The sequence below is a fragment of the Paenibacillus thiaminolyticus genome (assembly GCF_003591545.1).
Classification (GTDB): domain Bacteria; phylum Bacillota; class Bacilli; order Paenibacillales; family Paenibacillaceae; genus Paenibacillus_B; species Paenibacillus_B thiaminolyticus_A.
In genome coordinates this window covers 53,840-75,029 of sequence record NZ_QYZD01000027.1, presented here as the reverse complement: position 1 = coordinate 75,029, position 21,190 = coordinate 53,840, and the positions used below count along the sequence as shown (strand labels likewise).

Annotated in this window: 20 protein-coding genes and 1 tRNA gene; 16 read left to right on the top strand and 5 right to left on the bottom strand. The window is 53.7% G+C overall.

Translation table 11 applies throughout. The annotated features are described in order from the left end of the window. Positions 1 to 1,408: 1,408 nt before the first annotated feature. The 11 genes from guaB (at position 1,409) to DQX05_RS22765 (ending at position 10,924) form a co-directional block, all read left to right on the top strand. Positions 1,409 to 2,872, top strand: coding sequence for an IMP dehydrogenase (gene guaB / locus DQX05_RS22810; RefSeq protein ID WP_119795741.1), 1,464 nt, complete (start codon positions 1,409 to 1,411; stop codon positions 2,870 to 2,872). A gap of 110 nt (positions 2,873 to 2,982) precedes the next feature. Continuing rightward, positions 2,983 to 4,392, top strand: coding sequence for a D-alanyl-D-alanine carboxypeptidase family protein (locus tag DQX05_RS22805; protein WP_259392181.1), 1,410 nt, complete (start codon positions 2,983 to 2,985; stop codon positions 4,390 to 4,392). A gap of 173 nt (positions 4,393 to 4,565) precedes the next feature. Beyond that, entirely contained in the window at positions 4,566 to 5,450 is an 885-nt protein-coding gene (pdxS, locus tag DQX05_RS22800) for a pyridoxal 5'-phosphate synthase lyase subunit PdxS (RefSeq protein WP_220483243.1), read from the top strand. 17 nt (positions 5,451 to 5,467) lie between these two features. After that, positions 5,468 to 6,061 (top strand): pyridoxal 5'-phosphate synthase glutaminase subunit PdxT, encoded by a 594-nt coding sequence (gene pdxT, locus DQX05_RS22795; protein WP_119795738.1) that lies wholly within the window; start codon positions 5,468 to 5,470, stop codon positions 6,059 to 6,061. Between the two features lie 154 nt (positions 6,062 to 6,215). Then, complete coding sequence (gene serS, locus DQX05_RS22790; RefSeq protein WP_119795737.1) at positions 6,216 to 7,493, top strand: serine--tRNA ligase; 1,278 nt, start codon at positions 6,216 to 6,218, stop codon at positions 7,491 to 7,493. Positions 7,494 to 7,572: 79 nt separating this feature from the next. Continuing rightward, positions 7,573 to 7,661, top strand: a tRNA-Ser gene (locus DQX05_RS22785). 143 nt (positions 7,662 to 7,804) lie between these two features. After that, the gene (locus tag DQX05_RS22780) at positions 7,805 to 8,176 is read left to right on the top strand and encodes a hypothetical protein (protein ID WP_119795736.1); all 372 of its coding nucleotides are present in this window, start codon (positions 7,805 to 7,807) and stop codon (positions 8,174 to 8,176) included. Between the two features lie 2 nt (positions 8,177 to 8,178). Then, the gene (locus DQX05_RS31055; RefSeq protein WP_182914879.1) at positions 8,179 to 8,340 is read left to right on the top strand and encodes a hypothetical protein; all 162 of its coding nucleotides are present in this window, start codon (positions 8,179 to 8,181) and stop codon (positions 8,338 to 8,340) included. Positions 8,341 to 8,369: 29 nt separating this feature from the next. Continuing rightward, complete coding sequence (locus DQX05_RS22775) at positions 8,370 to 8,522, top strand: small acid-soluble spore protein P (RefSeq protein ID WP_119795735.1); 153 nt, start codon at positions 8,370 to 8,372, stop codon at positions 8,520 to 8,522. 180 nt (positions 8,523 to 8,702) lie between these two features. Then, entirely contained in the window at positions 8,703 to 9,719 is a 1,017-nt protein-coding gene (locus DQX05_RS22770) for a YitT family protein (RefSeq protein WP_397335895.1), read from the top strand. Between the two features lie 149 nt (positions 9,720 to 9,868). Then, complete coding sequence (locus tag DQX05_RS22765) at positions 9,869 to 10,924, top strand: DUF6612 family protein (RefSeq protein ID WP_119795734.1); 1,056 nt, start codon at positions 9,869 to 9,871, stop codon at positions 10,922 to 10,924. 451 nt (positions 10,925 to 11,375) lie between these two features. Here the strand turns inward: DQX05_RS22765 and DQX05_RS22760 are convergent, their stop codons facing one another. The 3 genes from DQX05_RS22760 to tadA all read right to left on the bottom strand — a co-directional run bounded on the left by DQX05_RS22760 (position 11,376) and on the right by tadA (position 13,074). Further along, entirely contained in the window at positions 11,376 to 12,104 is a 729-nt protein-coding gene (locus DQX05_RS22760; protein WP_119795733.1) for an MBL fold metallo-hydrolase, read from the bottom strand. Continuing rightward, entirely contained in the window at positions 12,088 to 12,450 is a 363-nt protein-coding gene (locus DQX05_RS33305; RefSeq protein ID WP_119795732.1) for a fumarylacetoacetate hydrolase family protein, read from the bottom strand. Before DQX05_RS33305 ends, DQX05_RS22760 begins: the two co-directional genes overlap by 17 nt. 153 nt (positions 12,451 to 12,603) lie before the next feature. Then, positions 12,604 to 13,074: a tRNA adenosine(34) deaminase TadA gene (tadA, locus tag DQX05_RS22750; RefSeq protein ID WP_119795731.1), complete on the bottom strand. Its 471-nt coding sequence runs from the start codon at positions 13,072 to 13,074 to the stop codon at positions 12,604 to 12,606. Positions 13,075 to 13,405: 331 nt separating this feature from the next. On the opposite strand from tadA, the gene DQX05_RS22745 reads away from it, so the two are divergent. Next, positions 13,406 to 15,754 carry a sensor histidine kinase gene (locus DQX05_RS22745; RefSeq protein WP_119795730.1) on the top strand — a complete coding sequence of 783 codons (2,349 nt, stop codon included), beginning with the start codon at positions 13,406 to 13,408 and terminating at the stop codon, positions 15,752 to 15,754. An 83-nt stretch (positions 15,755 to 15,837) separates the two neighbouring features. On the opposite strand, the gene DQX05_RS22740 is transcribed toward DQX05_RS22745, so the two are convergent. Both DQX05_RS22740 and motA read right to left on the bottom strand, forming a co-directional pair. Further along, the gene (locus DQX05_RS22740) at positions 15,838 to 16,671 is read right to left on the bottom strand and encodes a flagellar motor protein MotB (RefSeq protein WP_119795729.1); all 834 of its coding nucleotides are present in this window, start codon (positions 16,669 to 16,671) and stop codon (positions 15,838 to 15,840) included. After that, positions 16,668 to 17,456 (bottom strand): flagellar motor stator protein MotA, encoded by a 789-nt coding sequence (motA, locus tag DQX05_RS22735; RefSeq protein ID WP_119795728.1) that lies wholly within the window; start codon positions 17,454 to 17,456, stop codon positions 16,668 to 16,670. The genes DQX05_RS22740 and motA overlap by 4 nt, the downstream gene beginning before the upstream one ends. A gap of 592 nt (positions 17,457 to 18,048) precedes the next feature. Here motA and DQX05_RS22730 point away from each other — a divergent pair. The 4 genes from DQX05_RS22730 to DQX05_RS22715 are packed head-to-tail and all read left to right on the top strand — an operon-like array spanning position 18,049 to position 21,145. Next, positions 18,049 to 18,648: an ECF transporter S component gene (locus tag DQX05_RS22730; RefSeq protein WP_119795747.1), complete on the top strand. Its 600-nt coding sequence runs from the start codon at positions 18,049 to 18,051 to the stop codon at positions 18,646 to 18,648. Between the two features lie 34 nt (positions 18,649 to 18,682). Further along, positions 18,683 to 19,450, top strand: coding sequence for an energy-coupling factor transporter transmembrane component T family protein (locus DQX05_RS22725; protein WP_119795727.1), 768 nt, complete (start codon positions 18,683 to 18,685; stop codon positions 19,448 to 19,450). Continuing rightward, the gene (locus tag DQX05_RS22720) at positions 19,447 to 20,346 is read left to right on the top strand and encodes an energy-coupling factor ABC transporter ATP-binding protein (RefSeq protein ID WP_119795726.1); all 900 of its coding nucleotides are present in this window, start codon (positions 19,447 to 19,449) and stop codon (positions 20,344 to 20,346) included. The genes DQX05_RS22725 and DQX05_RS22720 overlap by 4 nt, the downstream gene beginning before the upstream one ends. A 1-nt stretch (position 20,347) precedes the next feature. Further along, positions 20,348 to 21,145: an energy-coupling factor ABC transporter ATP-binding protein gene (locus DQX05_RS22715; RefSeq protein ID WP_119795746.1), complete on the top strand. Its 798-nt coding sequence runs from the start codon at positions 20,348 to 20,350 to the stop codon at positions 21,143 to 21,145. Positions 21,146 to 21,190 lie beyond the last annotated feature (45 nt).

Sequence of the window (21,190 nt, the reverse complement as noted above, 5' to 3'; positions counted from 1 at the left end):
CGCCGATGGTACTTGGACCGCAGGGTCCTGGGAGAGTAGGACGCTGCCAAGCAGACAAAGACCACTGACTTTCTGTCGGTGGTTTTTTTATGTCCGCAGCTATTGTATCCAGGGCGGGTTCCGGGGGCAAAGCGGAATCGTCCAGACGGGGCAGAGGCGGTGCAGGGCAACGCGGTAACCGGTCGGACCTGTCATCGCATCCTGAGGCTCGTCACATCCTGGGGCGTTATCGCATCCTAGAGGCATCGTTGCATTCTGAAATGTCATCTGAGGCGTATCGGAGAGGCGTTATCTTTTCCTAGAGCAACATCAGAGAGACACCCTCTGATCCTGGAGGCGCAGAAGCTCGGTTGTATCTGGAGGCGGTTGCATCCCGAGGCATCATCGCATTCTAAAAGCGTTGTTGTTTCCTGGGGCTGACCTTCAGGGGCTGAGCGTGCGGAGGGAATTGCTGCGTTTTTACAGGAATTTCGGCCCAATGGGCCCTTATACAGAGGAATTCCTGCGAATCTACATCATTTTAGTCCCTTTTGCTCCAAATCGAAGCGAGTCGGTGGAAATTGCTGTAATTTTGCAGGATTCTTATTCTGGTGAAGCGGTACATATCAAATTGCTGCATTTGCGCAGGATTTTGCTTACCGAATAGGCGTGTCTTGGGAAATCGTACAGTTTTGCCGGAGTTCGCCTGCCGAATTGGTCTGCCTAGAGAAATTGTGCAGTTCTTCAGGAGTTCGTTTACCGAATAGGCGAGTCTAGAGAGTTCGTGCAGTTCTTCCGGATTTCGTTTTTCGAGTAGGCCAACCAAGAGAAATTGTGCAGTTTGCCGGATTTTCGCCTGCCGAACAGGCGTGTCTAGAGAAATCGTGCAGAGCTGCAGCATTTCCCGTACTGACTATGCCCGGGCAGGAGAATGCTGCAGTATGGGCAGGCCGACCCTATCCTCGCCTACATGACGCCCGGGTTAACTGGCATCGTGCATGTGCGGCTAAGGTCAGGGGAACGCCGCAGGCCGCACGCAGCACGCGACGTGCCCTAACGGCGCGCGTATTCCCGGAACTAACGCGAAGGAGGAAATCCATCCGCCCCATCGGAATGCGCTCCTACGCGCATAGAATCGCCCAGAAAGGGTCACCTTATGTGACAGGTTACCAGAACGAGGTGCTTCATCGCTTAGGGCACGACCTTTGTCGAATGTACATGTGGAGTGGACATTCATTCGTTTGTAAAATTACTGAAATTAATTGAAAACAAAGTGCGGATTCCTGCAACCTTTCCTTGACAGGGGTAAGGCGCTTTGCTAAGATTGCAATTAATATATTGAGAGAGAGTATTCTAATCAGCGGACAAGCCCGTCATTACAAGGGTTTGTCCGCTGAGTGCAACTTTACATTAAGGGAGGAACTTACTGGTGTGGGAGTCTAAGTTTGCAAAAGAAGGGTTAACGTTTGACGATGTGCTATTGGTGCCTCGTAAATCGAATGTATTGCCACGGGAAACAGATGTATCTACGCAGTTGAGCAGCAAAGTAAAGTTGAACATTCCGATGATTAGTGCAGGGATGGATACCGTAACGGAAGCACCGCTGGCGATCGCGATTGCGCGCGAAGGCGGAATCGGCATTATTCACAAAAACATGTCGATCGAACGCCAAGCGGAGGAGGTAGACCGCGTCAAGCGTTCAGAGAGCGGGGTTATTACGAATCCGTTCTCGTTGTCTCCCGAGCATACGGTAGAAGAAGCGGACCAACTGATGGCTAAATACCGGATCAGCGGCGTTCCGATTGTGGACGAGCAGCATAAGCTGGTCGGGATTTTGACAAACCGTGACCTGCGCTTCGTCCATGACTACAATATTCAAATCAAGGAAGTCATGACTCATGAGAATCTGGTGACCGCACCCGTCGGCACAACCCTTCAAGAAGCAGAAGTCATTCTGCAGCAGCACAAAATTGAGAAGCTGCCTCTTGTGGACGAGACGAACACGCTGAAAGGCCTCATTACGATAAAAGATATCGAGAAAGCAATCCAATACCCACAAGCGGCCAAGGATGAGCAAGGGCGCTTGCTCTGCGGCGCCGCAATCGGCATCTCCCAAGATTCGTTCGATCGGGCGGCAGCGTTGGTGCAAGCTGGCGTAGACGTCATCGTCGTCGACTCGGCGCATGGCCATCACATCAATATCATTGAAGCGGTACGGAAGCTGCGCGAGCTATATCCTGAGCTGACGATTGTCGCCGGCAATGTGGCGACTGGCGAAGCGACGCGCGACCTGATCGAAGCAGGCGCTTCGGTGGTCAAGGTCGGCATCGGGCCGGGCTCCATCTGTACGACTCGGGTTATCGCCGGTATCGGCGTTCCGCAGATTACGGCGGTGTATGACTGCGCCACGGTCGCACGCGAGTATGGCATCCCGGTCATCGCCGACGGCGGCATCAAGTACTCCGGCGACATTACGAAGGCGATCGCGGCAGGGGCATCGGCCGTCATGCTGGGAAGCCTCCTGGCTGGCACCGAAGAGAGCCCGGGCGAATCGGAGATTTACCAGGGCCGCCGCTTCAAGGTATACCGCGGCATGGGCTCCCTGGGAGCGATGAAGAAAGGCAGCAAGGACCGTTATTTCCAAGATAGCAGCAACGAGAAGAAGCTTGTGCCGGAAGGCATCGAAGGCCGCGTCGCTTACAAAGGGCCGCTGGCTGATACCATTCATCAATTGATGGGCGGATTGAAGGCAGGCATGGGGTATTGCGGCACGCATAATCTAACAGAGTTGCAGAACGATACGCATTTTGTCAAAATATCGGGCGCCGGCCTTCGGGAAAGCCATCCGCATGACGTGCAAATTACGAAGGAAGCGCCAAATTATTCCTTGTAAAATATTAATATCCCGTTTTATCGGCAAAAGAAGGCAGGGTCCAACACCCTTGCCTTTTTTTTGTCTGTCTCGCTGTGATAGAATAACATATGGATTCAATGGGAGAGGAGATGACGCTAGTGTTGAAACAACAAGACGCGACAAAAAAAGGCAAGTGGAAGCGCATCGTCGCTTTTGCAACGGCTTGCCAGATACTTACATTCACGCTGCTTCCTTCGGCTGGCATGGTTGCTGCTGAAGCTGCTGCACAGACGGCAGAGAAAGGGGAAGCCGCAGCGAATAAGGGCGAGTCTGCGTCTGCGGTGAAGGCGACCAAGGAGTCGCTCAAATTGGAAGTAACATCGGCTATTCTAATGGAAGCTAGCACAGGACAAGTGCTTGTAAATATTGATTCGAATACCCCTAAGCCTCCGGCCAGCATGACCAAGATGATGACGGAGTACATCGTCATGGAGAAGGTGAAGAACGGGGAGTTGTCATGGGACGAAGAGGTCACGACATCCGAGCATGCTTCTCTGACGCGGGGCTCGCGCATCTTCCTCGCGCAAGGGGACAAGCATACGGTTCGGGATCTATATATCGCGATGGCGATCGGATCGGCGAACGATGCGACGGTAGCGCTTGCGGAGCGGATCGCGGGAACTGAGAAAGAGTTCGCGAACCTGATGAACGAGACGGCAAAGAAGCTCGGCATGACGACGGCGCACTTCATCAATTCGACCGGGTTAGGCCGGGAGGATATGCCGGAGAAGTTCCGTCCGGAAGGTACGGATGAGACCGTCATGTCCGCCATGGACGTGGCGAAGCTCGTTCGTGCGATTGTCATCAAGCATCCGGAATTCCGGGACTTTACGACGATCCAGGAATATAAGTTCCGCGAGCGTGACGAGACGCCGATTCAAAATCTGAACTGGATGCTGGAAGCGAATAAGAATATTCCGAACTTCAAGCGGTATGCGTATCCGGGTCTGGACGGGATGAAGACGGGATTCACGAACGAAGCGGGCAACTGTTTTGCCGGAACGGCGGAACGGGATGGCATGCGCCTCATCTCCGTCGTCATGGGCACGGATATTAACGATAAAGGAAAACGGTTCGTAGAAACCGCCAAGCTGCTTGATCACGGGTATAACAACTATGAAGTCCAGACCGTCGTGGCCCCGAAGCAGGCGGTGGACGGCGTCGCAGCAGCTCCGATTAAGAAGGGCGTCTCCACCGAGGTGCCTGTTGTGCCCGAGACCGGCGTAAATTTCGCCGTGGCGAAGGGGGCCAGCACGGAAGGCAAAGTTACGCATGAAGAGATGCTCACTCCAGCCAACGAGTTGGTTGCACCGATCAAGAACGGGCAGAAGGTCGGAACGATTACGTTCACATACAAAGATAACGGCTTGGAGCAAAAGAAGACCGTAAATCTGATTGCCTCGGAAGAGGTGGAAAAGGGCAGCTGGTGGCGGTTGTTTTTCCGGGCCATCGGGGAATTTTTCGTTGATTTGTTCCAATCCATCAAAAATTTGTTCTAAAGGACGATTTTGGCCGTTCCGGGCAGGCAATTCCGACAAAATCGGTTGTGTATTCCCTGTTCTATCATGTAGAATAAGGGGATAGACCATTACGGTTGGCCCGATAGGCTACAGCATGGGATGCTGAAGAATCCTCCGGGCATCATTACGATAGCAAATGGCGGGAGGCAGGCATAATGGAAACAGGTACAGCTCGTGTTAAACGTGGTATGGCAGAAATGCAAAAAGGCGGCGTCATTATGGACGTCATGAACGCGGAGCAAGCAAAGATTGCGGAAGCGGCCGGCGCGACGGCAGTCATGGCGCTGGAGCGAGTCCCATCGGACATCCGCGCCGCAGGCGGCGTCGCACGGATGGCGGATCCTACCATTGTAGAGGAAGTTATGAAGGTTGTCTCCATCCCTGTTATGGCGAAGGCTCGCATTGGCCATTACGTAGAAGCCAAAGTGTTGGAATCGCTTGGCGTTGACTATATTGACGAATCCGAGGTATTGACTCCGGCGGATGAAGTGTATCACATTGATAAGCAAGCGTTCACGGTCCCTTTCGTCTGCGGAGCGAAGGATCTGGGCGAGGCGCTGCGCCGTATCGGCGAAGGGGCAGCCATGATTCGAACGAAGGGTGAGCCAGGAACGGGGAACATTGTAGAAGCCGTGCGTCATATGCGCTTTATTAACAGCCAGATTCGCAAAGTTCAAAATTTGTCGAAGGACGAGTTGTATGCGGAAGCGAAAAATCTGGGCGTGTCTTTCGAGCTGCTGCTTGAGGTGCATGAGAACGGCAAGCTGCCGGTCGTCAACTTCGCGGCGGGGGGCGTCGCTACACCGGCTGACGCGGCTCTGATGATGCATTTGGGGGCAGACGGCGTATTCGTAGGCTCCGGCATTTTCAAATCCGACAGCCCGGAGAAATTCGCGCGTGCTATCGTGGAAGCGACAACCCACTTCGAAGACTTCGCGCTGATCGCGGAAGTATCGAAGAACCTGGGCACGCCGATGAAGGGGATTGAGATCTCCAAGCTGGCGCCATCCGAGCGCATGCAGGATCGCGGCTGGTAAGAAGGAAGGGAACAGGTATGAAGATCGGGGTGTTGGCCCTGCAAGGGGCCGTCAGAGAGCATATGCGAAGCCTGGAAGCCATCGAAGTCACCGCGTTAGCCATCAAGCATCCCCAACAGTTGGAAGAAATCGATGGATTGATTATTCCCGGCGGAGAGAGCACGACGATCGGGAAGCTGATGCGGAAATACGGCTTCGTGGAGGCACTCGGCGCTTTTGCCGCCCAGGGGAAGCCGCTTTTCGGCACATGCGCCGGACTCATCGTGCTGGCCAAGCGCATCGCCGGCCAGGGCGGAGCTGAAGAACCGCATCTGGCGCTGATGGACATCACGGTGCGCCGCAATGCGTTCGGACGGCAGCGTGAGAGCTTCGAGACCGACCTGGACGTTATCGGGGTGGATGAGCCGGTTCGGGCGGTATTTATCCGGGCTCCCCTTATTACGGAAGCCGGTCCCGGTGTGGACGTGCTGTGCAAAGTGAACGAAGAGATTGTCATCGCCAGACAAGGCCATTTGCTGGCCTGCTCTTTCCATCCGGAGCTGACGGATGATGTTAATCTTCATCGTTATTTTGCCGATATGGTTAAACAGAGCGGAATTGCAGCAGGATAAAGATAGAACGCAATGAAAAAAACACCTTGACTTGCGATTCCTTCAAGGGACAGGTTAAGGTGTTTTTAATGAATCAGTCATAGAGGCAGAATCGGTGCTCCTTGCTTCGTGGAAGGGGCAATCGCCCTTTCTGCATGCGTAGGAGGAATCGGTAGTGTTAGATACCAAAGTATTGCGAAATGAGTTTGCACGGGTAGAGCAAGCGCTGGAGCAGCGAGGCAAATCGAAAGAGATGATCGCCGAGTTCCCTGAACTGGATGCTCGCCGCAGAGAGATGCTACAGGAGACGGAGCAGCTGAAGAACCGCCGCAATGTCGTCTCTCAAGAAGTGGCGAAGAAGAAGAAGGCGGGTGAATCCGCCGATGATCTGATTGCCGAAATGCGCCAGGTTGGGGACCGGATTAAGGAACTGGATGAGGAAATTCGGAGCATTGATGCCCACATCGTCGAGATGACGCTGGCTATCCCGAACGTTCCGCATGAGAGCGTTCCTGTCGGTCTGAAGGAAGAGGAGAATGTGGAGATTCGCCGCTGGAGCGAGCCGACATCCTTCTCCTTCGAGCCGAAGGCGCATTGGGAAGCAGCCCAAGACTTGGGCATTCTTGATTTTGAAGCGGCCGCCAAGGTAACCGGTTCCCGCTTCGTCTTCTATAAGAAGGCCGGTGCGCGTCTGGAGCGGGCGCTTATCAGTTTCATGCTGGATGTACATACGATGCAGCATGGCTATGAAGAGATTTTGCCGCCGCTCATCGTCAATCGGGACAGCCTCATCGGAACGGGACAGCTTCCGAAGTTCGAAGAGGATCTGTTCAAGCTGGAAGGGACGGACTATTTCCTGATCCCGACGGCGGAAGTGCCCGTTACGAATCTGCATCGGGATGAGATTCTGAACGTGGAGGAGCTGCCGCGGTACTATACGGCCTACAGCGCTTGCTTCCGTTCCGAAGCCGGTGCGGCAGGACGCGATACGCGCGGGCTTATTCGCCAGCATCAGTTCAATAAGGTTGAAATGGTGAAGCTGGTGAAGCCGGAAGACTCCTATGAAGAGCTGGAATCGCTCACCCGCCACGCCGAGAACATCTTGCAGCAGCTTAAGCTGCCTTATCGCGTCATGGCGCTGTGCACGGGCGACCTGGGCTTCAGCTCGGCGAAGACGTATGATCTGGAAGTATGGCTGCCGAGCAGCGGTACCTACCGCGAAATCTCCTCCTGCTCGAACTTCGAAGACTTCCAGGCGCGGCGCGCGAATATCCGCTTCCGCCGCGATGCGAAGTCGAAGCCGGAGTTCGTTCATACGCTGAACGGGTCGGGGCTCGCGATTGGCCGTACGGTCGCCGCGATATTGGAGAACTACCAGCAGGCAGACGGCAGTGTCATCATTCCGGATGTACTGCGTCCGTATATGGGTGGATTGGAGCGTCTGACTCCGTAACTAAAAATATACAGTTGCGTGTTGTATTCAATCATGCTAAAATATAGACTGTCCGACTTGAAGCGGGCAGTCAACCAATGGAGAGGTACCGAAGCGGTCATAACGGGGCGGTCTTGAAAACCGTTAGGGTGCAAGCCCACGTGGGTTCGAATCCCACCCTCTCCGCCATTATAGTCATGATAATGAAGCCTTTGCCGATACCGGCAAAGGTTTTTTTGCATTACCGGCGGACGTATTTTGGAGATAACTCCGGCATAGTATAAAATCGTGGTCCGCGCCACACACTGTAAAGGAATAGTGGAGGTGTGGTCATGAACGACAAGGATATCGTACAAGTGGATCAACATCAGCTTGTGGCTGCATGGCAGCAAACGTTGACGAACAAATTAGAGCCGGGCAACAAAGCGACCATTCTGCCGGATGCCGCGAATCCGCAAGCATTTCTCATTCATATCGACAGTGACGGGCGTACGAGCTACACATTCGACTTCCATTGCAGCTATGTCGACTCGAGGGAGATTGAGCTGCAGCTAATCGATGTCGAGCGCGACGGTGTGCATATTGACGAACGGACGCAACCGGTGCAGGAGATGGCGCAGGATTACATGAGACATATTCATGAATGCGCCCAGCATCTTCATGATCTGACCCATCATGGCGATACGACGGCGAACGGAGGGTAATGATGAACACAAAAGATAAGGATAAAAATTTGCGTAATGTGATTGAAGATCTCGAGACGGCCCCGGCCAATTCGCATCATGCGCAGCAGATTCAGCAGGATCGCAATGACCGGAGGCATCAGGATGCGTTGAATCATGACAAGCCTACCGATCTGGAGCATTAATAAATCTTTGGAAAGGAACGTGGTTTTCAATGAACAAGCCGAAGTCTATCCCTGTTCCCGCCGCGGAGCAGCAGGTCCGCCATCATGAGGCGGAAGGCCGCAAAGGAATTCAAGAGCCGCTATCGGGCTCAAAGAAGGTCAAGACCGCTAACCATGTGAGCCATAATAACCCGGAAGGCTGACCTAATCATCGGATCGCACGCCTTCATACGTAAGTGATTTCACGGCTTTCTTCCCCCATCGGGAGGAGGCCGTTTTTGATCCACTCATTAAGAGAACGAAAAATTTTTACCAACTGTAACCTAACCATGCTCTATTCCGATATAATATAATAGTAATGACATAATAGAGAGGTGAATGCGATGACAGACTCCCCGAAGGAACAATCCGGATTTGCAGCGCAATCGCAGCGCACTTGCGATGAGCAAGCCGACGCAGAATATAATAGCAACGCCATGTTGGCAGCGTCCATTCCGGGAATAGACCCTGCGGCGGCCGTCGCGGCGCTGCAGCCGTCTTACCAGCATACGAAGATGGGCTTTGCCAAGATGCTGCGACAAGTTATATTCATTGCGCTCGGCTCGATCATGATGGGTGTCGGGTTGGAATTATTTCTCGTTCCCAACCAGATCACCGATGGCGGTGTCACCGGGATATCCATTATTTTGTCCCATGTTACCTCCGTTCCCCTTGGTGTGTTTCTCTTTCTTCTCAACATTCCGTTCCTGATCATGGGATACAAGCAGATCGGCAAAACGTTTGCGTTATCGACCCTGCTTGGCGTCGCTGTCATGTCGTTCAGCACCGCTTTGCTGCATCCGGTACAGCCGTTCACGGAGAATACATTTCTGGCAGCGGTATTCGGCGGCATCATTTTAGGGATCGGCGTCGGGTTGGTGATCCGCTTTGGCGGCTCGTTGGACGGTACGGAAATCGTGGCCATTTTGCTGAATAAAAAGACGCCTTTTTCTGTCGGCGAAATCGTCATGTTTTTCAACCTGTTCATTCTGTCGAGCGCAGGCTTCGTATTCGGCTGGGATCGGGCGATGTATTCGCTGATTGCCTATTACATTGCGTTCAAAATGATTGATATTACGGTAGAAGGCTTGAACGATTCCAAAGCGGTATGGATTATTAGCGAGAACTATAAGGCCATCGGCGATGCGCTCCTGAGCCGGCTGGGCCGCGGGGTGACGTACATGAATGGGGAAGGCGGCTTCTCCGGCGACGAGAAGAAAATTATTTTCACGGTCATTACCCGGTTGGAGGAAGCGAAGCTGAAATCCATCGTCGAAGAGCAGGATCCGCAAGCGTTTCTGGCGATCGGCAATATCCATGACGTGAAGGGCGGGCGCTTCAAAAAGAAAGATATTCACTAGGCAGAAAGGGCGCAGGACATATTTCGTATGTCTTTGCTGCTAGTTACGATATTTAAATCTTTGGAACTCTTTTCAAATTCATTCGTATAGGGTAATATGGATTGGGTTATCCAGATACGACAAAATGGGATAGGGAGCTGAACGTAAACATGAAAAGATGGTACAAGGGCGCGTTGGCGATCTTCTTTGTCTTCGCCCTCATCATCACGGGGTGCGGGGCCAAAGCGGCTGCTCCAAGAGCGGCGGTTGAAGGCGCATTTGAAAAGGCGCTTGAATTGAAATCATACGGATTCGAAACATCCATCGTAATCGATGATTTGCAAATTAATGCAGCGAGCGCGACGGATCCGAACGCGCAGATGGTCATGAGCATGCTGAAGAACGCGGAGCTGAAAGTCTCCGGCGCTGTCCAGCAGGAGCCATTGCAGCTTGAAGCGAACCTGGAAGTGAAGCTCCAGGGCGACATGGCAATGACATTCACACTTCCAATAGTAATGACGGAAGACAAGATGTGGATTAAAGTGCCGAACATTCCGATGCTTCCAATGCCGACCGAGATCGTTGGCAAGTTCATCGAGTTCGACCTGAAGCAGCTGGCAGAAGAATCTGGCGAAACAATGCCTACGGCAGCAGACATGAAGACGATGCAAAATGCGTCTAACGATCTGGTGAAGGCCGTTCTTGGCAAGTTCGAAGAGAAATCTTTCTTCGTTAATGTCGACAAGAAGGAAGCTGCTCTGCCGGAAGGCGTAGATGTGAATCAAGTCGTGAAATTCAACGTCAGCAATGACAACTTCGATCAATTCGTGACGACATTGGTGAAGGATGCGCTTCCTGCCGCACTCGACGCGTTGAACAAGGATGAGTATCTCAAGCTGTTCGAGCTGGAGAAGGCGGATATCGAAGAAGCGAAGAAGGAAATCGCTACGGACGAGAATGAATTGAAGAAGGGCATCGAAGAGATTAAACAAACGATGAAAATCAATGAGCTTAGCTTGTTGACAGCCATTAATAAAGATCAATTCCCGACATATCAACGTGCGGTAGTAAATCTTGAGTTCTCCGAAGATGGCGACCAAGTCAAAATTGCCGCCAAGATGACGACCCAATATTCGAACATCAACAAGCCGGTTGAATTCAAAATCGGCAAGCCAGCGGATGCCATTACGATGGACGAATTAGAGGAAATGTTCGCTGGATATTAATAACACAGCGAGAAGAAAACCGGCTCTCATGTACGAGAGCCGGTTTTTGTTATGGAGGCCCGCGGATGCGGCGCTGGTTGCCGTAAAGACGCGTAAGCCAGCATCAGTGCAGCTTATCCCCTCCCCTTGCCGAGGCGATGGGAACCGCCGTGTCTTTGCTTAACAATCTGTCCGTTGGCAAAAGAAATGAGGGATTCCGCTATATTTAAAGCTTGCTGGTTAATCGAAGCAAAATGGTCAAAGTCAATATGTTACCGGCCAGCTGTATGCTCCGGCTGACCCGTTAAGGCTATGGTACTAGGCCATCCGCGACGATAGCGATGGAGTCTTCGATGAAGTCTTCCTCGGAGACTCCCGATATGCCTCCGTGCATGAGTCGATGATATAAGGAGCCGAAATTCATCGATACGAGCATCGTTGCATAGGCTTCACTGGGGCAATCCCGGTGGTGTTAAAAAGGCTGCGGCCCGTCGACAACATATTGCTCATAAGCCTCCGAATCATGGGATGGAATGCATACCATCTCCGGATTGCTCTCTTCGAGCTGCCGCAGTATCGGAAATAGACTCTCGTACAGACGGGCATTATAATGGGCGAGTCGGCTCGCCCAGCTTCCTGTCGCAAGCGTCCGGTAATTCGCCCTCACATAGACGGAATCGGCCATCAGAAAATATCTTCGCCCATCGGGCTGGTTCAATAAGAGGCCGTATTGCCCGATAGTATGACCACGCAGCGGGACGAGAATAAGCGAGCCATCGGACAGCAAGTCAATGGCATGTTCGAACGGTCCATAGGAACCGCAGCCTGCTCCGAAATCTAATAGATTTATTGTAGACGGATTAATCTGATTATACAATGGCTTGAGGTAGCCTTTCCGAAGCAGCCTCCACATGAAGCGCTGGCCGAACTCCCACTCCCGCCGGTCAATATAGATGGAAGCATGCGTAAAGTCGTGAACGCCGTCGGCGTGATCGTAAGGGAACCGCGAAGTAATAGCATGGAATCGGTAGAATAGCCAGTGTCGAACAAAATATTGCCGCGTGAAGGATGCTGAATCAAAAAGAAGAGTGCGGGAATCCGGACCGGATGCTGCGGCTCTCCTTGCAGCAGATGCGATCGCCTTGCCAGGCAAAAGAAGCTTGTCGAATATAATCGATACTCTGTCACCCGGACGTACCATTGATCGCGAACCAGGCCGCAGCAACCGGGAATGGTGCCCATACCGACAATCGTGCCGGGGGCGGTGTGAAGATCGAACCAATATAATCGACGACCTCCTGCGGGTGAGCTGAATATTCCGAGGTGCAGCCCTCCCATATCCATCGATTGCTTATCCGCACTGAAACGGCTAAAGATAGCGGATCGCCCACTTCATCGGGGGTGACAAGGAAAGGGCCGAGTCCATTGCTTTGGTGGAAATCTGTGCTGGTGCCGGGGCCGCACAGGCTGCGAAAATCGTCGTATTGCACATCCCGCGCCGACACGTCATTGAAGATGAGATAATAGCTTAGTCGACTTACCTGCATTGTATCGGCGGAATGTTATGAATGCAAGTACTTGCTTGCATGGTGGTCAAGGCTGCCAGACCATGCCCTTGCATCGTAGCGCTAAAGGAGGTATGGCCGCTGGGACAGGGCTGGCGGGCCGTTAGGCCTTACAAGGACAAGGACATGAGAACGCTATGATTTCTTCTTCCGCAGACGGCGGAAGAAGTCGGTCAGCATCGCAGCGCATTCCTCCTGCAGCACGCCTTCGATAATATCGACCCGATGATTGAAACGGGGCTCCTGCAGCAGGTTCATGAGCGTTCCGGCACAGCCGGCCTTCGGATCGGCCGTCCCGTAGACGACACGCGGCAAGCGGGATTGAACGAGCGCCCCCGCGCACATCGGACACGGCTCCAGCGTGACGTATAAGGTGCAATCCAGCAGCCGCCAAGCTCCGAGAGCGTTGCTTGCTTCCCGGATAGCGATCATCTCCGCATGAGCGGTTGAGTCGAGCGTCGTCTCGCGCAGATTATGGCCGCGGCCGATAATCTGCCCGTCCCGAACGACGACGGCGCCAATCGGCACCTCTCCGATAGCCTCTGCCTTCTTCGCTTCCTCCATGGCTGCACGCATCCATTGTTCATGTACCATCATGTCTTCCATTGTTGATTCCCCCGTTATTCCTCGAACAGACATTCGGATTGTTAACACACTGTGTATAAATCTGTGGATAAACAAATTTGCGCACATAATTATCCACATATTATCCATAGATGTTCACATTTTGTGTATAACTATGTTTGCAATCATTCTGTACCTGTCCACTGATGCTTTCAATTATACTCTTTATTCTTCGTTATCTCCAAAAAACATGGACAAAATGCTATAGATTAGATATGATTCGAATGTAAAGATCCAGTGAAATACTACATTTGTCAGGAAAAGTCGTCCCAGTTATCCACAGCTTGGGATAGACGCCTGATAGAGGTGAAGCATGAAACTTTCAATTAAAGCTAAATTATCCATCTCGATATCTTGCATTGTGCTCGTCGTGCTCTTACTTCATATGACCCTCACCTATACTATCACCAAAGATAAACTCATCGAGGAAATGCAGCAGCGCATGAATGTGATTGCGCAGCAGATTAATATCTCCTACAAGCAATCTCTGCAGACTTCCCAAGCATTTGAGATCCAAGTGGCTGAGAAATTATACATTGCTTCCATCTATGCGGCGGACAAGCTTCCTCCCAAGTTGGAAGAGGTGACGAATGAACAGCTCGAGAAGCTATGCAAGGAATTGGGAGTCGCCCATATTTCTTTGCTTCACCGTTCCCCCGACGGGGAGGATATTATTATCGAGAAATCGTCTGACCTCAAGGAGATCGGCCTGTCCACCCGCACTTGGGGCTATTGGTACAAGGCCTTTGAACAGATATTGAACGGGGAGCCGGTCACGGTGCAGGAAGGCCAGACGATGAACCATTTCTGGTCCGGTCCGTTCGATGTATCGACGTCCAACCCGGAATTCATGGACAAGTGGGGGTATTACTACGACGGCAAGCGGGATTATATTATTAATCCGTATATACGCGACGGGAATGTAGATGTATATTCGGAGCTGAACAAGCCGGATCTGCTCATCCATCAGACGATTCGCACCCAGGCGAATGTGGTGGAGATCAGCGCGTTGAATCCGCGGGCGATGGAGCAGATTCCGAAGATTACGCTGCGCAGCGACGGCGTCCAATATATTCGGCAGCAGGACAGCCGGGTGCTGTACGGGATTTATAATATCCGCGACAACCGTGATATCAGCTATGTCCGGGAAGCGCTGGCCGAGGACAAGCCGTTATTCTATGAGGCCGTTTATCAAAAGCGCCCGATTATTAAGGGCTTTGTTCCGATTCAGGGAACACAGACTCAGGAGCCTTACGTATTGAGCGTAGTTATGGATTTTGAAGCGCTGAATGCAGCGCTGCACGATCAATTGATGCGGAATATCGCGATCGGAGTCCTGCTGCTGGAAGCGGTCCTGATATGCAGCTATCTGTTCGCAGGTATGATTATTAAGCCGATCAAGTCGATATTGAACAAGGTCAATATGATATCCGCCGGCCAGTTCGACACCCAGTTGAACATTGAGCGCAAGGATGAGCTTGGGCTGCTGGCCAATCGCATTAATATGATGGCCCGCAATCTTCAGCTCTCTACCGGCCGGTTAACCGCGCTCTATGAAGAGAATCGGGAGATGAAGGAGCATCTGGAATCGTTCATCAACCAGTCGAATGATGCGATCCATGTGACCGATCTGCAAGGCCAGGTGAAGCGGGTGAACCAGGCCTTCGTCGATATGTTCGGATGGACGGAGAAGGAAGTGGTAGGCCAGCCGCTGCCCACATTGCCTGAATCGGCGATGGAGGAGGAGCGGAGATCGGAAGCGGCGCTTGTCGACGGCCAATCCGTTAGCAACCGGGAGACAACACGGCTGACGAAGGATGGACGGCTGCTCGACGTCAGCGTGAGCACTTCGCCGATCTATGACGAGAACGGGCAGCGCATCGCTTGGGCGAGCATTACCCGGGATATGACGAGCCGCAAGCGGATGGAGGAACTGCTCCGGAGATCGGAGAAGCTGACGACCGTCGGCCAACTGGCGGCCGGTGTCGCCCATGAAATACGTAATCCGTTGACGACGCTCCGTGGATTCCTGCAATTGCAGCAGCAGACCCAGCGTGTTAATACGAACCATGTCGAGCTGATGCTGTCCGAGATGGAACGGATCAACCTGATCGTCAGCGAATTTCTCATTCTGGCGAAGCCGCAGGCGGTGCGGTTCCAACCGAAGGATGTGCGCCTCATTATGAACAGCGTGCTCTCCTTATTGGACAGTCAGGCCAATCTGCACAACATTGAATTCGTCAAGCGATTCGATGAGGATGTGCCTCTGGTGGACTGCGAGGAGAATCAGTTGAAGCAAGTCTTTATCAATATTATGAAAAATGCGATGGAAGCGATGCCCGGCGGCGGCGAGATCGAGTTGATCGTGGAGACGCGCGGGACTGAGAGCGTCATTGTCATCATCAAGGATTATGGGATTGGCATCCCAGCGGAGGATCTGTCTCGACTAGGGGATCCTTTCTTCACCAACAAGGAGAAGGGAACCGGGCTGGGGCTGATGGTGAGCCAGCAGATTATTCACAGTCATCGGGGTTGTATCGATATTAAGAGTGAATTGAATCGGGGAACGCAGGTTATGGTGACGCTGCCGGCAGTGGACGCGTCTGATCCGGCAGGGGCCGGCAGGCTGCCTGTCCCGGCCGGGGAGAAAATGCCGACCTAGAGACACAAAGAGGGTGCTGCGGCAGGAAGCGCGAAGCTCCCGGCTACAGCACCCTCTTCTGTTCCCGTTCTGGCGCGGATTGTTTATGGAGCATTCGCCCCGTTATCCAGTTCGGATGACGGATCCGATGGCGCGTCCTTGTCTACGAATCTGCGGAGGATCGAGACTTCGACCCGGCGATTCTGCGCCTGCCCTTCGACCGTACTATTATCGGCTACTGGGTGATATTCCCCCATGCCGACGGCCTTGAAGTGCTTCGGATCGATACCGGAACGCTCAAGCACGACCTTCATGAAGCTGAGCGCCCTAGCCGAGCTCAGATCCCAGTTCGATTCGAAGTTGCTATTGCGAATCGGGCGGTTGTCAGTATGCCCGCTGATGACAATATCATTGTCCTTGTACTGCTTCAGCATATCCCCGATCGTGATGGCCAACTGCTTGGCGTCAGACTTGAGGGTCGCTTTCCCGGAGTCGAACAGCGCGCTGTCTTTAATCGTTATTTTCAGCTCTGAATGATTGAGCTCGGTGTTCAGCTGGTTGGATAAGCCGCCATTGGCAATATATTCGTCCATCTTGTCCCGCAGCGTCTCCAGCTCGGCTTGCTCTTGCTTGGCCTTCACCATATATTCATTGCGCTCCCTGTTGCGGGAGGCCGCGCTCGAATCCGCACCCTTCATGCCATTCTTGGTATTGTTCGGCGGAATGATGGCTTGCTGATCCAGAATCCCCGCGCCGCCTCCGCTATCGAGGGCAATGTTGAAGGCTTGGCTCATCTCCTGGAACTTCTTCGCATCCACCGTGCTCATCCCATACAAGACAATGAACAGGGCCAGCAGCAGAGTCAAAATATCGGCATACGGGATCAGCCAAGATTCATCGACATGTTCATCGTGAGACTGGCGGCGCTTGTTGCTCATTCTCCAGCCTCTCCCTTCGCATTCAGCTGCGCACGCTCGCTCGGCGTCAGGAAGACGGACAGCTTCTGGTTGATGGCAATCGTCGATACGCCGGATTGAATGGACAGCAGGCCTTCCACCATCATCAACCGAATCTGAATTTCACTGTACGACAGCCGTTTCAATTTGTTGGCAATCGGGTGCCAGAGCACATAACCGGTGAAAATGCCCATCAGCGTCGCGACGAAGGCCGCTGCGATCGCGTGGGCCAGCTGCTCCATATCGGCCATCTGCCCCAGAGCTGCGATCAAGCCGATAACGGCTCCCAATACCCCGAGCGTCGGCGCGTAGGTTCCTGCCTGGGAAAAGATAAGCGCGCCCGCACGGTGGCGCTCTTCGGTCGAATGAATATCCTCCATTAATACATCGCGCACGAAGTCTTGGTCGTTCCCGTCGATGATCATTCGCATTCCGTTGCGAAGGAAATCATCCTGAATGTCGTCAATCTTCGATTCGAGCGCCAGCAAGCCTTCGCGGCGGGTAATGCTGGCCCATTCCATGAACAACTGAATCAGTTGTACCCGATCAACCAGCGCCTGAGGCTTGAATATCATACCCAACAGCTTGGGGAATTTCTTCAATTCCTTCATCGGGAAGGCGATAAACAGCGAGGCTGCCGTACCGACAAAAATAATCATGATGGCAGCAGGGTTGGCCAAATTCGAAAGCGGCGCGCCTTTAAAGTACATCCCTAGCGTAATCGAAACGACGCCAAAGATAAGACCGATCAAAGTTGATTTTTCCATGATTCCATACACACCTCATCCATGAGTTAATGGTGCTTCCTGCGTCCCGCATTCGACAGCGTTCAACGGAATGCGTGAAAGTTTTGATACGTTACCTTTTTTATCGGCAGAACCGGACCTTTTTTTAATGGCAGCGAAAAGGCAAGGCAGGCGCGAGGCAGGGAAAAAGGGGCATCCATCCCGTCTTTGATCAGGCGTCAAAGCCCGTCGCGGCCAGGGGTGAAGCCCTTACAAATTCCTTCCGGAACGAGCCGACAAAAGACCTGTTCTTTTGCTCTGGAACAAGATATAGTGAGAAGAAAGAGACGGGAGCGGAAGCCGCCGGAATTCGTTCTGCGCAGTATGCCTGCCGAATAGAGAGAAATTGCCTGTCTCGTTCATGATAATGATTACATGACGTCGCATGATTCGGCATTCAGAGGGAACACTTGATGATTATGATGACGGTGCCGCTGCCGCCGAGTCCAGCAACGTTCGCGAACGGCCGCATGATTGACGGAACGGTGCAGCTATGAAGGCAGATTCAGAGAGGGGCATGTTGTAGCAATCCGGGGATATAAGGAACAGAAGGATGAATTTTTCGGGAGGGATTATGATGTCGAAAAGAAGCATATGGTCGTTCTCAACCGCGGCGCTTGTGCTGATCCCGGTCGCGGTCGGCATTAACTACATCGGCAAATTGTTCGCCGGCGTGCTCAAGCTGCCGCTATGGCTCGACGCGATCGGGACCGTCCTGGCCAGTATGCTGGCGGGTCCGGTAATCGGCGGGCTGTCCGGACTCATCAACAATATCATTTACGGCCTCACGATGGATCCGATATCGTTCGTCTACGCTTTGACAAGCGTCTTTATCGGCCTGGTCGCCGGGATTATGGCGCATAAGGGCTGGATCTCGAGCTGGGGCAAGGCGGCCGTCATTGGTCTGGCCGTAGGATTGACGGCCGTGGTCATCTCCACCCCGCTTAATGTAGCGTTCTGGGGCGGCCAGACGGGCAATGTCTGGGGCGATATCGTATTCGGTTATGTGCTGCAAGGGACCCAATCGGTCTGGCTCGCTTCCTTCCTGGATGAGCTGGTCGTCGATCTGCCGGATAAGCTCATTACCGTTCTTGTCGCTTACGGGATATACCGCGTGCTGCCGAACAGTCTAATGAATATGTACAAGAATAGCGGAGATATCGAGAAGCTGTAACCGTCCGCAAGTGGTTGGCAAAGGTGGGATATGCATGAAATCTATGAGCTTGTACGTGGAAAGAGACTCGGCCATCCATCGCATCGATCCGATAACGAAGCTGGCCTATATCGCGACGGCCATCGCGATTCCCATCATTGTACCCTCCCTCCATGCCGCCTGGGTCTGCATGCTAATCAGCTTCGGGCTGCTCGCTGCAGGGGGAGTGTTCCGGCGGGGGCTGACGGTCATGGGCTTCGTCGGCTTCGTGCTGGTGACGGTGGTCATTATCCAGGGGTTTTTCCATGTCGGCAATGAGACGGTACTGTTCACGGTCGGGAGATGGCCGTTCTATAAGGAAGGCTTGCTGTTCGCCCTCGGCATCAGCTTCCGTGCCTTGAACATCGTTGGAGCCTTCCTCATCCTCGTCCTGACGACGAAGCCGTCCGATCTGGTGGAAGCCCTCGTCCGCAAAGGCTTGTCGCCCCGCATCGGCTATGTGCTGAACTCCGTGTTCCAGATCATTCCGCAGATGATGGCGACCGTCGGCACGATTACCGACGCACAGCGTTCGAGGGGCGTAGAGACGGAAGGAAGATTGATGACGCGCATCAAGGCGTTCCTTCCGCTTATTGGCCCGGTTGTACTCAGTTCGCTCCTGGATACGAAGGAGCGCACGCTGGCGCTGCAGGCGAGAGGCTTCAATGTGCCCGGGCGCAAAACATTTCTGAATGAAGAGAAGCGGTACCGGCATAGCGGCAATCTGCGGCTGGCGATGCTCGCCATCGTCGCTGCCGCTCTTCTATGGAGGATGTTCGCATGAATCTGATTGAAGTGGAACATCTCAAGTACCGCTATCCGTCCACGGAGAAGCTGGCGCTGAATGATATCTCGCTGACGGTGGAGGCCGGGGAGTTCATCGGGGTTATCGGGCCCAATGGAGCGGGGAAGACGACCTTCTGCCAAGCGCTTACGGGCCTGGTGCCGCATTTTTATAGGGGGGCATACGGAGGCAGCGTATCTATCGCAGGCTCCGATGTCGCGGAGAGCGGCGTGGATGAGATGATACGCCATGTTGGCATCGTGTTCCAGAATCCGTTCACGCAGGTGACCGGAGCGAAGCTGACGGTGTACGAGGAGGTTGCCTTCGGCTTGGAGCAGCTGGGCGTGAAGCGGGACGAGATGATCGAGCGCATCGATCATGCGCTTTATTTGCTCGATATGTACGAGTACAAGGATCGGCAGCCGTTCGACCTGTCCGGGGGCCAGATGCAGCGGATGGCCATCGCCTGCGTCATTGCGATGCGGCCTCAGGTCATCGTGCTGGATGAGCCGACCTCGCAGCTCGACCCGCAGGGCTCGGAGGAAGTGTTCCAGGCCATCCAGAGCCTGAGCCGGGAGGGAATGACGGTCATTCTGGCGGAGCATAAGACGGAGAAGCTCGCCGCGTACGCGAACCGGATCGCTCTTCTGTACGAAGGGAGCCTAATCGGCATGGATACGCCGTCCCGCCTGTTCTCCCGAGCCGATCTGACGGAATACGGGGTCAAGCCTCCTGTCTATACGCAGGTATGCCGCGAGCTCGGGCTGCGCTCCCCGGGCAAAGATACATATCCGGTGACCCTGGAGGAGGCGGCCGAGGCTTATACGGCGGTGTACGGCGGGAAGAGCGGCGACGGCCAAGCGGCAGGCACGGGAGAGGGGAAGCGGGATGAGTGAGATGATTCGCATCCGGAATGTGCATTTCGAATATGCCCCGGGGCAGCCGGTGCTGCATGATGTCACGCTGGACTTCGATACGCGGGCGACGGCGGTCATCGGGCAGAACGGCGCTGGCAAAACGACGCTGGTCAAGCTGCTCAAAGGGCTGCTGAAGCCGACGGCCGGCGAAATAACGGTGTGCGGGATAAGGACGAAGGAAGCGACGGTCGCCGGATTGGCTGGCCGAATCGGGCTTGTCTTCCAGAATCCGAACGATCAGATATGCAAGCGCACCGTCCTGGATGAGGTCATGTTCGGGCCGCTCAACCTGAAGCGGAGCCCGGCCGAGGCGAAGGAGCGGGCTATGGCGGCGCTGGACATGGTCGGGCTGACCGCGCACGGGCAGATGAATCCCCACGATCTCGGCTTGTCCGAGAAGAAGCTGGTGAGCATCGCCTCGATTGTCGCCATGGATACGGATATTCTTATTCTGGACGAGCCGACCATCGCGCAGGACGATGCGGGCAAGCGCCGGATTGGCGGCATTATCGAGCAGTTGAAGCAGCAGGGCAAGCTTGTGCTGGCGATATTGCATGATATGGACTTCGCCGCGGTTCATTTCGAACGGACCATTGTCATGAACCGGGGCCGTATGCTGATGGACGACGAGACGCGTCATGTGTTCTCCCGACAGGAGATTCTTCGCGAAGCCTGTCTCGATACGCCGTATGCGACGCAGCTCGGGAAGCGGTGGGGGCTTCCCGATACGGTCTTAACGGCAGAGGAGCTTATCGCAGCGATGTCCGCTAAGCGTTGATTTCGATGTCGGATGGTATCATTTGAAGTGAAGAGACCTGTGCAT

What these genes read in the sequence shown, in the direction of transcription:
- DQX05_RS22765 (WP_119795734.1), top strand. Translation starts at nt 9,869, where the DNA reads ATGAAAAGATGGTACAAGGGCGCGTTGGCGATCTTCTTTGTCTTCGCC.
- DQX05_RS22770 (WP_397335895.1), top strand. Translation starts at nt 8,703, where the DNA reads ATGACAGACTCCCCGAAGGAACAATCCGGATTTGCAGCGCAATCGCAG.
- motA (WP_119795728.1), bottom strand. Translation starts at nt 17,456, where the DNA reads ATGGAAAAATCAACTTTGATCGGTCTTATCTTTGGCGTCGTTTCGATT.
- DQX05_RS22760 (WP_119795733.1), bottom strand. Translation starts at nt 12,104, where the DNA reads ATGGTACGTCCGGGTGACAGAGTATCGATTATATTCGACAAGCTTCTT.
- tadA (WP_119795731.1), bottom strand. Translation starts at nt 13,074, where the DNA reads ATGGAAGACATGATGGTACATGAACAATGGATGCGTGCAGCCATGGAG.
- DQX05_RS22725 (WP_119795727.1), top strand. Translation starts at nt 18,683, where the DNA reads ATGAAATCTATGAGCTTGTACGTGGAAAGAGACTCGGCCATCCATCGC.
- DQX05_RS22715 (WP_119795746.1), top strand. Translation starts at nt 20,348, where the DNA reads ATGATTCGCATCCGGAATGTGCATTTCGAATATGCCCCGGGGCAGCCG.
- DQX05_RS22740 (WP_119795729.1), bottom strand. Translation starts at nt 16,671, where the DNA reads ATGAGCAACAAGCGCCGCCAGTCTCACGATGAACATGTCGATGAATCT.
- DQX05_RS22805 (WP_259392181.1), top strand. Translation starts at nt 2,983, where the DNA reads ATGACGCTAGTGTTGAAACAACAAGACGCGACAAAAAAAGGCAAGTGG.
- DQX05_RS22780 (WP_119795736.1), top strand. Translation starts at nt 7,805, where the DNA reads ATGAACGACAAGGATATCGTACAAGTGGATCAACATCAGCTTGTGGCT.
- DQX05_RS22720 (WP_119795726.1), top strand. Translation starts at nt 19,447, where the DNA reads ATGAATCTGATTGAAGTGGAACATCTCAAGTACCGCTATCCGTCCACG.
- DQX05_RS31055 (WP_182914879.1), top strand. Translation starts at nt 8,179, where the DNA reads ATGAACACAAAAGATAAGGATAAAAATTTGCGTAATGTGATTGAAGAT.
- pdxT (WP_119795738.1), top strand. Translation starts at nt 5,468, where the DNA reads ATGAAGATCGGGGTGTTGGCCCTGCAAGGGGCCGTCAGAGAGCATATG.
- DQX05_RS33305 (WP_119795732.1), bottom strand. Translation starts at nt 12,450, where the DNA reads ATGCAGGTAAGTCGACTAAGCTATTATCTCATCTTCAATGACGTGTCG.
- DQX05_RS22775 (WP_119795735.1), top strand. Translation starts at nt 8,370, where the DNA reads ATGAACAAGCCGAAGTCTATCCCTGTTCCCGCCGCGGAGCAGCAGGTC.
- DQX05_RS22730 (WP_119795747.1), top strand. Translation starts at nt 18,049, where the DNA reads ATGATGTCGAAAAGAAGCATATGGTCGTTCTCAACCGCGGCGCTTGTG.
- DQX05_RS22745 (WP_119795730.1), top strand. Translation starts at nt 13,406, where the DNA reads ATGAAACTTTCAATTAAAGCTAAATTATCCATCTCGATATCTTGCATT.